Raw genomic sequence first — 12,708 nt, 5'->3', positions numbered from 1 at the left:
TTAAGTATCAACGACTTTTGAAAGCTCCACGATGTTCTTCACGTTGAACTTATCCATGACTCTGCGCTTGTATGTACTGACGGTTTTATCACTGATCGACAGAACATCGGCAATATCTCGGTTACTTTTTCCTTGTAGAAGTAACTTCATCACCGCGCTTTCTCGGCTTGATAACGTTGGGACATTTCGATGCTCTTCCACTGTTTGTTTGAACTTGAAGAATGAATACCCTTTCGCAACCGCCTCTATAGCGTCTTTTAAGATCTCGTGATTTTCGGATTTACAGACATAACCATCGGCCCCTGAACGGAATGCCATTTGGCTATACATATGGCTAGTCTCAGCAGAAAAGAAAATCACTTTTCCGCTAAAACCATGGGATTTAATACGTTTATAAAAGTCGTAACCATCACAATCAGCAAGGTTCACGTCTAAGATAAGCAGCCCGATATCGCCTTCTTTAAGCATTTTTAAAGCGTCTTTTGAGCTTGTTGCCGTCATCACTTCATTGGCGATACCTAGGCTTTCAACAAGCGATTTAATGGCGATACAGACAAGTGGGTGATCATCAAAGATCAGGCAGTTTATTTTGTTCATCATTCTTTTAATTCAGTATTGTTATGGCTTCTAAAGGCATTGGTTTATCGATGTAATAGCCTTGGCAAACATCGATCGTGTATTGGCGCATGGCTTGCAGCGTAATCTCGTCTTCCACCCCCTCTGCGACGACGCTAATGTTGAGGCTTTTTGCTAGTGCACATATTGCGAGCACGATGTTTTTCTTTTTCGGGTCATTCACTAACCCCTGTATAAACGAGCGGTCTATTTTCAGTTCGTTAAAAGGCAATTGAGCGAGTTTTTCTAGCGATGACGAGCCAGTACCAAAATCATCGATACTCACCGTCACGCCATTCATTCTGAATTTGAGTAAGTTTTTGTAGAGTGCGGCGCTGGTCTGAAAAGTATCACGCTCGGTAATTTCTATTGTAAATTGGTCTGGGCTGATGCCGTTTTCGTAACAACGCTGAATGAACTGGCTTGCGAACTCGCAATCTTCAAGATTATCGTGGTCAACGTTGATTGAGACTTTTTGAGTGAGTCCACGATGCTTAATGTCGTATAACGCGTTACTAAACACGGCATCAAACAACTCGGCGGACAAATGACAACGTTCAACAATCGGCAAAAAACAATGTGGTGGTAAAACACCATAGATGGGATGAAACCAACGAGCCAGAGCTTCAAATCCAATAATGTCACCACTGTTCGCATCCGCCAGCGGTTGGTAGTAGTTTTTGATGCGTCCCTCGCCAAGCGCAAACAAAAACTCTTGGTCTTGAACGTCTACGCATTGGTTAAATTTGGTGCTTTTGACTGGTTCTAGGTTAACTCGAGTCAGCATATCGATGACTTGCTGCTCTTCGTAAGGTTTCAATAGCTTTCCAAGCACTTCAAAACTAAAGCTTTCACACATCGCACGCACGGCTGTCACGATCGTCAGCTCCATCGCACTGACTAGAACAACTTTGCCTTTGTAACCAATCTGATTGAGCATCTCCATCATGTCGATGCCATCTTTCTCTGGCATCTGTAAATCACAAAAGATGACATCTAAATTGTTATGTTTCGCATGTGCTATCGCATCGTCGACCTTATCATAAGTAGCAACATCAACACCGTTACGTAATAACATCTGCCTTAACAACGTAATCTGTAGAGGATGGTCATCGATCACCATCGTGTTCAGTGGTTTATTCATGAGCTTTAATCCAGTGTCCTGCGAGGTTAACTTCGTGTTCTATCCGGTCAATAAGTCCTGTGACGTGCGAATCGAAATCCACGTCACTTGCCTGTTCGGCTTCAACACATAACTCAGCTAAGATAGTGACGCCTATCGCCCCTAACGCCCCTTTAATACCGTGAATAATTCGTTTCTTCTCTTGTTTACTTTCTGCCGCTTTTAAATTAGTTACGTCTTGCGTCATCGAGCTTTTAAAGACATTAGCGATCTCTTTTGCATCCTGCGCTCTAAACTTCTCTAGCCATTCAGGCCAAAGATTGTTTTTTTGTTCACTCAAGTAAGGCAGCAATTTCACCTTAAGCTGCTCAAGGTCGTATGGCTTAAAGAGAATGTCGTCGATCCCTATAGTTTTCGCTCGTTCGTTTGCCAGACGGGAATCCTCTGCAGTCACACCAATAACTGGGATTTTAGACAGCTCCTCATTTGCTTTGAGCTTGTTCACCAATTCAAAACCATCCATCTCCGGCATATGGAAATCGGTTAATACCAAGGTAACGAATTCGTCCTGATTTACGTATTGCCATGCTTCAAAACCATTGCTCACAATTACGGGTTCTATGCCGAGTTCTCGTAGCTGCATGGTTATGACACTTTGGTTTATTGGGTTGTCCTCTGCGACCAAGACCGTACCGTGCTTCCAAGAGACCTTATCTACTTGCTTAATCGGCTCAACTGTCGGTGTACAACCTTGGCTCAACAGACTTAACAACGTATCTGGATATTTTGCTTCTACTGCGGTTAGTGAACATATGGCGTCACAACCGCAGTTCAAATTAAGCCCTTGGTACTTCCCTTCCTCAGAAAATGTTCCAGCAAGGCTTGGGGAAATATCGGTTGCTTCCATTCCCCATACTTCACACCAATCGCGAATATTGGCAGGCAATGTCGGCGAGTAGCTATATACAATAGAAGGTTGCGCTTTGGGTTTGCAGAGCTTAACAGGCAGTTTAACCACGATGGTCGTCCCCAGTCCCGATTCAGAGTTAATCTGAAGGTCTCCGCCCATGCATTCCACAAGGCCATCAACAATGCTTAGCCCTAGGCCTGTACCCCCAAATTTACGAGTGATCGTATCGTCCGCTTGAACAAATGGTTGAAGAATCCCATCCAACTGCGCTTCCGTCATACCGATGCCGGTGTCGGCGATTTTTAGAATCAGTTGTTCTTGATTGAGCGCAATGCTAATCCGTATCTCACCATCAGAAGTAAACTTGACCGCATTTGATAAGATGTTCGTCGTAATTTGTACGAGTCGAACCGCGTCTACTTTTAACCAAGGGTTGGTAAAGGGTTTAACAGTCACTCGGTAATCCAACCCCTTACTCTGCGCTTTGGGTTCAAAACTACGCACAACATCGCATAAGGTTGTAATGACGTTGGTTTTTACTGGTGTCACTTTTAATTGTCCTGCTTCAAGCTTTGAATAATCCAGGACCTCGTCCACCAGCACGTTGAGGTGATTAAGAGAACGCATGGCTTGCGTGATGAGTTCTTTGTTGGTGTCACTTCGAGTTTGACGCTCTAATAAGTCGAGTAACCCATGCGCCGCAGACAGTGGCGTTCTTAGTTCGTGGCTCATGGTCGCTAAGAAGTTTTCACGTGCACGCACTGCCGTTTGAGCTTTCTCCTGAGCATCAATCAAGGCAAACTCACGTTCTTTTTGTTCGGTAATATCTTGAAGAACCGTTAGGACAAATTTTTTCTTGCTGCTTGGTGAAAGGATGGTTTTTCGCTCGCGGTACACGTGCTGAATACCACCTTTGCAACCGGTGGACGCGCTAGTATCGGTAATGCGTTTACCTTCGATTACTTCACGCAGTTCAAGGGCATTATCGACCAACGGTTTTGCAGTTTTTCGTTCGAGAATGGTGCAACCATTGCATCGCCGATTGAGGAACAAAGAGCAGTTACTCATTTGAATCTGGTTGTCTTCACCATGGATGAATACAATGCTGTTTATCTCTTGAATGATCCCCATCAACCACTGTTTTTCTTTCTCTTCATTAGTGGCATTGAGCTCAGCAAGGTTCACTTTCAGCTTGAGGTGCGCCAATACGAAGTAGACGACGGCGAGAAGCACCGCAAAAATGACCGCGACAAACAGTACAATGGTGGTAATCTCTTCTTCATCATAGCCATAGACAAGGTTGAAATTGCGGTAAGTCCGGTTCAACTTGTCGATCTCTTTGGCATCAATCGTATCGATGATGCTATCCAAGATTTTCTTCAACTTGGTATTGTGGTTGGCAACGGCAAAGGCAATCGACAACGTCAGGACATCCTTTTCGCTGATCAACAGTCCATCAATGTTATCTTGCGCAATCATGCTGTGAACAATGTCGTCAGGTACGTAAGCCACATCAATTTCGCCGTTCTTTAGATCACTAAGAAGTAGCTTCAAGTCGTCATAACGAGTAAAGCGCTCTTCCTTCCATGAGTCTAAGTTAACCAGTCCCTGTTTTTTTAAACTCATCAAAATGCCTGACGTCGCATCGTGAGGAGGATGATTCTCCACATCTAGCGCTTCAATCGCGACAAAGTTATTGTGCATAAAAGGCTTCGTAATTAGCCAATCAGACGACCGAACATGATCAACATAGGCGACAGGAACAAGGTCAGAGGAAAACGCAGTCAATCCACTATCTAAGCTGTTCGTGGGCTCTATGTACTCAAATTTTAGGCCTGTTCTTGAACGAATTAGGTCGATGAAATCAGGCAGGAAACCGTCTAGGCGAGCCGTGTGTGGATTGCGATAAAGAAACGGGAACGCTTCTTCGCTGCTGCTGTAAGTGATGGCTTTATTACTATCGAGATCACGACGGTACTCGACTAATAGTTTGTCGTTAACATGATATGGGTTCTTCGACGCGACCGAGCGAATATTCTTTCCGCGACGTTCCCAGCTCAAGATCTTATTAATTCGGTCAACCAAATCTTGATTTGATTTTGAAGTGATAAAACTGACTTCTTCCTCGTTGAGCCAACTCGGAATGTCTACTGCCCCTTTTACAATATCGTTTTGGTCTAAATATTGATTAATGGCGACATACGTTGAGATAAGTGCATTTGCACGACCACTGCGTACTGCTTCAAATGCTTTTAGGCGCGTTTTTACTTCACGTACTTTGGTTGCACCCGCCTCTCTAATGTCGCCACAATAGACACTTCCCTCGACACAAACCCACTGAAGCTCTCGAGGATCACGTTGATTATAGTTGCTATCGCGGTACCAGACCGCAATCGTGCTGGAGAAAAAAGGTTCTGAAAATAAGAAGTGGTTATTTCTTTCTGGTGTTTTGCTAAAACCTACCGCGCCATCAACCGTACCATTTTCGATATCAGTTAACAGGGCAGGAATCGTGCTATAGGAACGAAGCTCCAATTTCAGTTCGAGGACCTTGGCGATGTTAGTCAGATACTCAAGGTTGATCCCGTAGAAAGCACCGATTTCATCCCCTATTTGGGGATTTTCTGAATGCTGAGCAATAACGCCAACAACAACCGTTTCTTTTGGCTCATCCGCGGCAAACGAAACGTTTGAAGACGCAATAGCAATGAATGCGAAAATGAATACGATGTTTTTTCTAAAAATGCTAAGCATAACTGGCTTCCACGACTTGGGAGCTCAGACTAATTTGCACAGCTTAAATGTCAAATTTCGAAACTTAGCGAATTAATTTTATCTTATTGATAAGATGATAATTTTTAATAATTAGTAAGGACATTCTTACAACATTATCCACCTTGGACTACAACGAAATTGCGTTCACCATCTCATCATCAACAGAACGCCTTTCGCTCAAAAATCAAACAGAACAACATGCGCTCTATTCTGAAAAGATAAAATGGACAATGACGTACATTTAAAAGCCACACCTCTATTTGCTCGTACTTGACGCTTGATCGCATAGTGTGTGGCTATTAAGTTAATCCAAAATACAAGCAGGCTCTAAACAGGCTTGGTACTGATTCTTACCGCCCTTTTTCGCAAGATACATAGCCATATCCGCAGCGTTAATTTGGTCATCCAACGTCGAGTTATCTTCTCGCGCCCAATAACTCATACCGATACTTGCAGAGATATAGCAAGTGATATCGCCAAAGTAAAAGGGCTTCGCTAGGCTTTCTATGATGCGATTCGCGATCGGCTCACAACTCGAAGCCTCACGAACCCCAATCAAAAATTCATCGCCAGCAAGACGAGACACAAGATCCCTTCTCGCCACACAGTTGACCAAACGTTGAGCAACGGCTTTCAATAATTGATCGCCAACCGCATGACCGTATTGGTCATTAACTGCTTTAAATCCATCTAGGTCTAAGAATAAAATATGCTGTGAGGCACCCACATCATGCTTTTCCTGGAGTCGACGTAACGCTTTTGAGCGGTTGGCTAAGCCGGTTAATGGGTCATGGTTTGCTTGATAATTTAAACGTTTTAACTCGATGTCAATCGTCAAGTCCGTAAATGAGACCACAAACGCTTCTGCACGTCCATTTTCACTCTTCAAAGCGCGAACCTTCAGCTCACACGGCATCACACGCCCTTGTTGGTTTTTTACATCAACGTGCGTTTTGTAGTGACCCGTTTTCAATAACCTTAATTTAATCGCTTTCGTCACTTCAAAAGGTGAAAACAATTCTAGACCTTTTAATGCATTAACCTCACCAAACCACTGTGTCGCAGATTGGTTTTGAGTTTGAACGCTTAAAGCTCGATTCAATACCAATATGGCGTCTTGGTTTTGATCAAACATTAAATCGAGTAGCTTACGTCTTTGCTCCGATAGCGTTTGCTCCGTAATGTCTTGAAGCTGAATCAAGCTGCTCTTTTCTGTGTCCATCGGGTTACAAGAGATCAAATAGCGCTTAGTCTTGTCAACACTACGAACTTCTAACCCTTTCACTGTAGTATGCGTATCGATTGCAAACAGGATACGCTCTACTTTCAACATAGGCTCGAAGTGACTCATCAAGAGGCTTCTCGCGTCCGAATTTGATTCCATCCCTTTTAGCTCTTTTGCTGCTATGGGGTTGAAGTACGTCACCTGGTGATTTGACGACACTACAAGTACGCAACGTTGCATTGCGTCGAGTGCACTATGGATATAACGGTTTTTATCTTCAACACGCTTTAACACTTGCGCCACTTGTGATTCACGTTCAGCCAGACTCATGGTCATTTCATTAAAGCATTCTGTTAGCTTACCAACTTCATCTTGATGATAAACTGGCAATGTTTTACGGAGGACCCCGACACGACTCATATGCTCAACAGAACGATGCAACGACAGCAATGGCAATGAAATTAATGAGTGTAGTAACTTTGCCAACGCCCACGCACACAACGAAAGTAAGAAAACGATAACGCTAAGCGATAACCACATTTTCCGTTCGTTTATTAATAGGTTCTCTAAAGAAACCCATATTTCGAGTGCACCCAACTTCTCATCGCCTAATAAGACATCGTTATGACGCATCACAACGTTGAGATGTGAACAAATCACCTGACGCTCTTGCCAATGGCAACCTGCTGGCAGATCATCTATCGACGCAATTGTTTTGTCATGCTGATTGATCACGACCGCGGAAATAATGTCAGGGTCGAAACTCAGGTTGGTCAGTTGCTCTTTTGCCGTGTATGCATCATCAAACATCAATGCCGCTTGTAGCGTGTTCGCCACCCCTTGGCCAAGAATATCAATACGGCGCTCTAACGCCTTTTCTTGTGCAACTACCACGTATTGAATCGCGAGCGTACCAAGACCAATGACAATAAGGGTAATCATTAGCCATGTAGGCAACATCATCTTATGCCTTAAAGGCAAACGAGCGAGACGAGAGCGGATCATGGCGCGACCTCATCTTCAACCAATAAGGAGATACTCAATAATTGGGCACGCAGTTGTACCTGTGTTGGCGCGACGTGACTACGAGATACCATAGGACGAATACGATTGTTTACCTTAACAAAGGCGACCATCCCCCCTATTTTCACGAACTCTTCGCCATTACTGATCAACAACGAATGAGGGTATTGATCGCGCAACAATAAGATTTGGGACTTCTTTGCTTGCGGTATGTACAAGATATGGCAGGGGTTCGGCGTCACCGGATTTGATAAATCATAGTAACGAGACAACTGCGGCTTGCGAGCAACGATGTTTTTAAGGTGCTCGCCAACAGAGTCACTTTCAGACACACAATACTCAACTGGGGCGATGGATTCCCCCGTCGCCATCCAATCGGCGAGCAAAGCAAAACGATATAAATAAACGGCTTTCAGATCCGCATCATCGTATTGAGCAAAGGCAAACGTCGCGCTGAGCAGTGCCCAAATCGTTATTACCCATTTCACTGCTGAGCTTCGCTCAAACCGTTTTACCATTGAGCGTAGTTCCAATCGAGCGTTAGCCAGTATTGCGTTCCATTAGCGAAAGGGTTGTAGTTGTTGGGAAACTCTTTGCTTTGGTCTGCACCTAGATTTTCTACCGACGCTGTAATTTGTGGCAAACAATCGTTGTATTGCCAACTTACCGATGCATCAAAGGAAACCACTTCCGGCCAGTTATAGTCTTTATTCGCTACGTTAACCGGATTCAAAGCCGACTCGTAATCATCGTGTAACTTAGATTCAGAAACATACTGACCAGTCACACTGAGCCACCATTGTGGCGTGATGTCCCACATTACTTGTGCATTCACAAAGTGGTTTGGCTCATTTTCAATCATACGTTTCACGGCTTTGTTGTTAGAGCAAATGGCGCCCTCACAATGGCCAACAATACGCTTGTAACTGTAATTGGCGTTTATTTGAATGTCTTGACGAGGTTGCCACTTCACAGAAACCTCTCCACCAAAACTTTCACTCCAGATCGGATCAACTAAGCTGGATGTGTATTGCTCTACAACAGTACCAACCGTGCCCGGTGATGAGCCACCAGTAACAATCGCTTGTGTCGCAGAATCCGTTTTATAAACACGAATATTTTCATGACGAGTATAAAAGCCACCAATATTGAATTGCAGTTTGTTCTCATCCCACAAACGGTATCCAAGCTCGTAGGTCGAGACTGATTCTACATCTAGGTCTTCATTCCCTTTTAATAGGTAACTGTAATAGTAGTCATAGTAATTACCGTCGCTGAACTGTACGTTTTCCATATAATGGTTTTCACGCATATACGTGTTCAGTTCCAATCGTGACGGCGTCACTATTGCTTTACCCCAACCCGCCCACAATCGTTGGTTATTCGCGAGCTCATAACTCAAACGCACCTGTGGTTGTGGATCGACATGATGAGTAAGGTTGTTGTATTGCCAGCGATTACCTAATGTCAGTTTGGTTCTCTCGTCCAACGGAATACTCCAGTTGGCATACACACCATACGATTGGTTGAGAAAATCTGGACTGTCCGATAAGCGCAAATAAGGCATCGTCATTTCATCGTGTTTGTCGAAAGTACCAAACTGTTCATCAATAAGCCGAATATTGGCACCAACAGTAAACTCAGTTCCCCATAGATTTGAAACAGTATAATGGGAGTCTAGATCTGTTCGGAAAAATCGCGCATTATCGTGTGAAATGTCGTTAGAGCTGTAGGTTAACCAAACTTCATTTTCCCATCGGTCTCCGCTAGGACGATCAAAAATATGATGCCCCCCAACGAAGTACTCTTGCATGGTCATTTCGGTTTCATAAAAGTTGACCGGTTCTGCTCCGGGCATGACAAAGTGAGGCTGATAATTACCCCAGTTGTAGTCTTCGCGAGAGCGAATACCACCAGCTTGTACACTCAACGTGTGTTCATGCTTTTGATAATCTAATCGGCCACCAAAGCGTTCAGTGTATACGTTAAAATGTTGCAGCGGAGCCACGCGAGCTTCATCACTTGTCCAAGGCATGTGATCAACAAACTCACCATAAACACTGTAGTTGGTGTACTCACCAATTGATCCTGCATGATGCAATTGATATTCACTGTAGCCATAATTACCAAAGCTTGCTGACACCTTCCCTTTTGCCGAGCCTTCTGCTTCTTTAGTGATGACGTTGATGACTCCTGTCACGGCATTACCACCCCACACTGTCCCAACCGGGCCCAGAACGATTTCTATTTGGGCAATGTTGTCCATGCTAACGGGAATTAAATCCCAATTAACACCGGATGACATTGGATTGAACACACTGCGGCCATCTACCATGACCAACATCTTGTTGTTAAGTGTTTCATTATTGCCACGCACACTGACCCCCCAATCGTAATTGGAGAACTTGGCGACATGAAGACCAGGTGCCAAAGATAATGCATCAGCCACAGAACGAGCACCAGAGCGTTGGATCTCTTTGGCTGTAATCACATAAACCGAAGCTGGCGTGTCCGCAAGGGATTGAGAGGTACGAGTTGCCGAAACAACTTTTGTGTCTGCTAACGAGCACAGTGGCATCTCTAGCAGGGAATCAAGATCATAGTTAGCATCAACTGGAGCAACAGCTACAAAAGTGGATGCAATCACGAGGTTTAACGACAAACGCATATGGGTTTTCTCAACGTTTGAACGCTAAATATCAATGTTATGGGGAAGAGGTTCAAACGCTAATTTACAGTGTATCTATATGAGTACAGTGTACCATTTGCCCTAGTGTGGTTCATTTTAAACCAACGCCAATTACGCTGAGTTATTTTTGTCGAGACGATTAATTGATGTGCTAGATAGTGGGTGTTGGTTGTAGAGAGTAAAAAGCGCCGAAAGGCGCTTAACTGTGCATCTTTTACCCAAACCTCTTTGATATAAATCTTAAGAAGCCCTAAATTAGGTTAAAGTAACTTCCTACTAGTAACAAAGTCTAAAACTTAAATCCTAAGAGTTTCCCCAAGAGATTGCCTGACTATCTTTAAATTTGATGGCTTTTATACCTAACCCTTCATAATGATAGTAAACTAACATAGCTAGGGAGCTTTGCTCCTTATAATTAAATTGATCAACACCGCCGGTAAAAAGGCTTATTATCTTTCTAGGCGGTTTGGAGGCAATAGGGGGACCGAGTAATTCTAAGACATCACTTCTAACCATACTAACCTCCAGCGGAGTTGGAAGCATGTTGTAAATAGTATCTATATTTAATATTTCAACACATACAAGAAGTGATCTTTTTTTGGCAAAGATGAGAGTCAGGCCATATTTATCCATTGACGCTGAAAACTCCTCAATATCATCTTGGTCAAGCTCAACATCACCCTTTAAATCCCCTCCATCTACAAAATCTTGATATGTATATGTACCAATTCGTTCTATGAAAAATAATGGGGTCATTAACACCTTAAAACCTAATAGCTAGAGACCATAAATCTATAAACTTATTCATCCCTCACCCTTCTTCTCCCCAACTAACCCCAGAGGTTGGCATAAAGATTAATCCATTAATCACTTCATTTTCGTATGTATAATAGACTAAAACAGACAAGTTTTTTTCATCAGACCAACTATATTGTTCTACCCAACCTGTTTGTATGCTGAGAATTTTCTTGGACGGTACAGAGTAAATAGGATCTCCAAAGAGAGACTGTACTTGAGAGCGGCTCAAGACACTACTAAAAGGTTCAGGAAGTCGAAAGACCTTCCCATTGAGGCCATTAACCTCGACGGAAAACAGTAAGTTTGATTTACGGTCGAATTCAAAGATCAACTCGTCATCACTGACGCTTATTTTCCTATAGTTGAGAGAATCTTCATCAATCTTATAATTTTCATTACTCAAATTCTCTTTAATGAAGTTCTCGTACGTTTGATTACCAATTTGATCAATGAAGTTCAAAACATCCGTCAATACACTTTCCTTTTTGAGTAACAGTCTATTTATTAATATAGAAATGAAAGTTAAGGGGAATAAATCAACACTTTTAGAAGTGGCAACTTCACTTAAAAATACGTTTTTTAATAACTCCGAATATTTATCTTTGTTACATAAGCAAGGCTAACAAGCCTTGCTTTTTGTTCCACGCCTAAGATCATATAAGCGATTGTTTAGTTGGGAAAAAACTTATAAATCACCGAAGTCATCATCACTAAACATTGCTGCGGGTCCCCACTGGTCAACCCTTATGAAACCAACCCCGGTAAGATTTGCCGCTTTTAGAGCATCAACCACTGTTTCATGGAACAAAAACTTAGGATCTTCATCTAAGGTAAATACCAAACGCTCTTCAAACGGGATTTTGTCTAAAACCGTTTCATCTAGCGACAGGGCTTCTAAGAAAAAGTCATTTTTCACATATGTCCCATCAATGACTGAACGCCCTTGATGTATAGCTCTATAGTTATTCCAAATATGCATCATGAAATAATTCGACCAGACTTTGTCGCCGTTAGTCACTTCTGTTGGATAAAAATCGACCCTCGGAAGCTCAAATGGTAACAATACTTGTCTAAATTTTTCCGATACCATTTGCTCTGCAATTTCATGATAATCGCAAGGAGAGAAACTCTTTTTGTTCCCCTCACACACTTCCACCTTGCCAAGACCTTTTACTTCCCGTTTTAACGAACGTGTAGCCATCAGGTGCTCAAGCCCTTCATCAGAATCTTCAGCCTGCCCAAGCATATGAAAACCGGCATGGCCAGACTCACACAGTAAATAATACTGGTTATCGTATTTCATGTATTTTCCTATTCTAAGCATCTTTAGAAAGTGTTGGCTTTGTTCATGTCATTTGATCGGACAGGCAACATACGCCCTCGCCTTCAAACTTAACGGTTGGTGAGGCTGAGATGAATTTTGCTTCGGCTTCTATGGTGCCGGATGCGACGCCTTTTTTATCGCCGCCCGCATCACCGGTACTTTTTGAGAATGTGCATCTACATAATTTATCGATTAAATCTTATGCCAATGACAAAAGCGCCTTTCG

The 12,708-nt window shown here is 43.0% G+C and carries 10 protein-coding genes; all 10 read right to left on the bottom strand.

Annotated elements, in window-relative coordinates; translation table 11 throughout:
* Complete coding sequence (locus tag ATB76_RS20115) at nucleotides 1-600, bottom strand: response regulator transcription factor (RefSeq protein ID WP_038867782.1); 600 nt, start codon at nucleotides 598-600, stop codon at nucleotides 1-3.
* A gap of 4 nt (nucleotides 601-604) precedes the next feature.
* Nucleotides 605-1,759, bottom strand: coding sequence for an EAL domain-containing response regulator (locus ATB76_RS20110; protein ID WP_042601570.1), 1,155 nt, complete (start codon nucleotides 1,757-1,759; stop codon nucleotides 605-607).
* The gene (locus ATB76_RS20105) at nucleotides 1,752-5,402 is read right to left on the bottom strand and encodes a transporter substrate-binding domain-containing protein (RefSeq protein WP_061036023.1); all 3,651 of its coding nucleotides are present in this window, start codon (nucleotides 5,400-5,402) and stop codon (nucleotides 1,752-1,754) included. Before ATB76_RS20105 ends, ATB76_RS20110 begins: the two co-directional genes overlap by 8 nt.
* Before the next feature lie 325 nt (nucleotides 5,403-5,727).
* Nucleotides 5,728-7,653 carry a diguanylate cyclase gene (locus tag ATB76_RS20100; RefSeq protein ID WP_061036022.1) on the bottom strand — a complete coding sequence of 642 codons (1,926 nt, stop codon included), beginning with the start codon at nucleotides 7,651-7,653 and terminating at the stop codon, nucleotides 5,728-5,730.
* Nucleotides 7,650-8,189: a YfiR family protein gene (locus ATB76_RS20095; protein WP_061036021.1), complete on the bottom strand. Its 540-nt coding sequence runs from the start codon at nucleotides 8,187-8,189 to the stop codon at nucleotides 7,650-7,652. The genes ATB76_RS20100 and ATB76_RS20095 overlap by 4 nt, the downstream gene beginning before the upstream one ends.
* Complete coding sequence (locus tag ATB76_RS20090) at nucleotides 8,183-10,339, bottom strand: TonB-dependent receptor (RefSeq protein ID WP_061036020.1); 2,157 nt, start codon at nucleotides 10,337-10,339, stop codon at nucleotides 8,183-8,185. Before ATB76_RS20090 ends, ATB76_RS20095 begins: the two co-directional genes overlap by 7 nt.
* Nucleotides 10,340-10,663: 324 nt before the next feature.
* On the bottom strand, nucleotides 10,664-11,116 hold the full coding sequence (locus ATB76_RS20085; RefSeq protein ID WP_061036019.1) for a DUF6392 family protein: 453 nt from the start codon (nucleotides 11,114-11,116) through the stop codon (nucleotides 10,664-10,666).
* Between the two features lie 55 nt (nucleotides 11,117-11,171).
* The gene (locus tag ATB76_RS20080) at nucleotides 11,172-11,630 is read right to left on the bottom strand and encodes a DUF6392 family protein (RefSeq protein WP_061036018.1); all 459 of its coding nucleotides are present in this window, start codon (nucleotides 11,628-11,630) and stop codon (nucleotides 11,172-11,174) included.
* Between the two features lie 213 nt (nucleotides 11,631-11,843).
* Nucleotides 11,844-12,461, bottom strand: a complete 618-nt coding sequence (locus ATB76_RS20075) for a hypothetical protein (RefSeq protein ID WP_061036017.1) — start codon at nucleotides 12,459-12,461, stop codon at nucleotides 11,844-11,846.
* 43 nt (nucleotides 12,462-12,504) lie between these two features.
* Entirely contained in the window at nucleotides 12,505-12,675 is a 171-nt protein-coding gene (locus tag ATB76_RS27465) for a PAAR-like domain-containing protein (RefSeq protein WP_240538050.1), read from the bottom strand.
* Nucleotides 12,676-12,708 lie beyond the last annotated feature (33 nt).

Origin of the sequence: Vibrio sp. MOR3 (assembly GCF_001557775.1) — a bacterium.
In the GTDB taxonomy this organism is placed as follows: domain Bacteria; phylum Pseudomonadota; class Gammaproteobacteria; order Enterobacterales; family Vibrionaceae; genus Vibrio; species Vibrio jasicida.
This window is presented reverse-complemented; position numbering and strand designations above follow the sequence as displayed.

Bases quoted from the DNA above. Each gene is read 5' to 3' on its own strand.
- ATB76_RS20115 (WP_038867782.1), bottom strand. From the start codon at position 600: ATGATGAACAAAATAAACTGCCTGATCTTTGATGATCACCCACTTGTC.
- ATB76_RS20110 (WP_042601570.1), bottom strand. From the start codon at position 1,759: ATGAATAAACCACTGAACACGATGGTGATCGATGACCATCCTCTACAG.
- ATB76_RS20105 (WP_061036023.1), bottom strand. From the start codon at position 5,402: ATGCTTAGCATTTTTAGAAAAAACATCGTATTCATTTTCGCATTCATT.
- ATB76_RS20100 (WP_061036022.1), bottom strand. From the start codon at position 7,653: ATGATCCGCTCTCGTCTCGCTCGTTTGCCTTTAAGGCATAAGATGATG.
- ATB76_RS20095 (WP_061036021.1), bottom strand. From the start codon at position 8,189: ATGGTAAAACGGTTTGAGCGAAGCTCAGCAGTGAAATGGGTAATAACG.
- ATB76_RS20090 (WP_061036020.1), bottom strand. From the start codon at position 10,339: ATGCGTTTGTCGTTAAACCTCGTGATTGCATCCACTTTTGTAGCTGTT.
- ATB76_RS20085 (WP_061036019.1), bottom strand. From the start codon at position 11,116: ATGACCCCATTATTTTTCATAGAACGAATTGGTACATATACATATCAA.
- ATB76_RS20075 (WP_061036017.1), bottom strand. From the start codon at position 12,461: ATGAAATACGATAACCAGTATTATTTACTGTGTGAGTCTGGCCATGCC.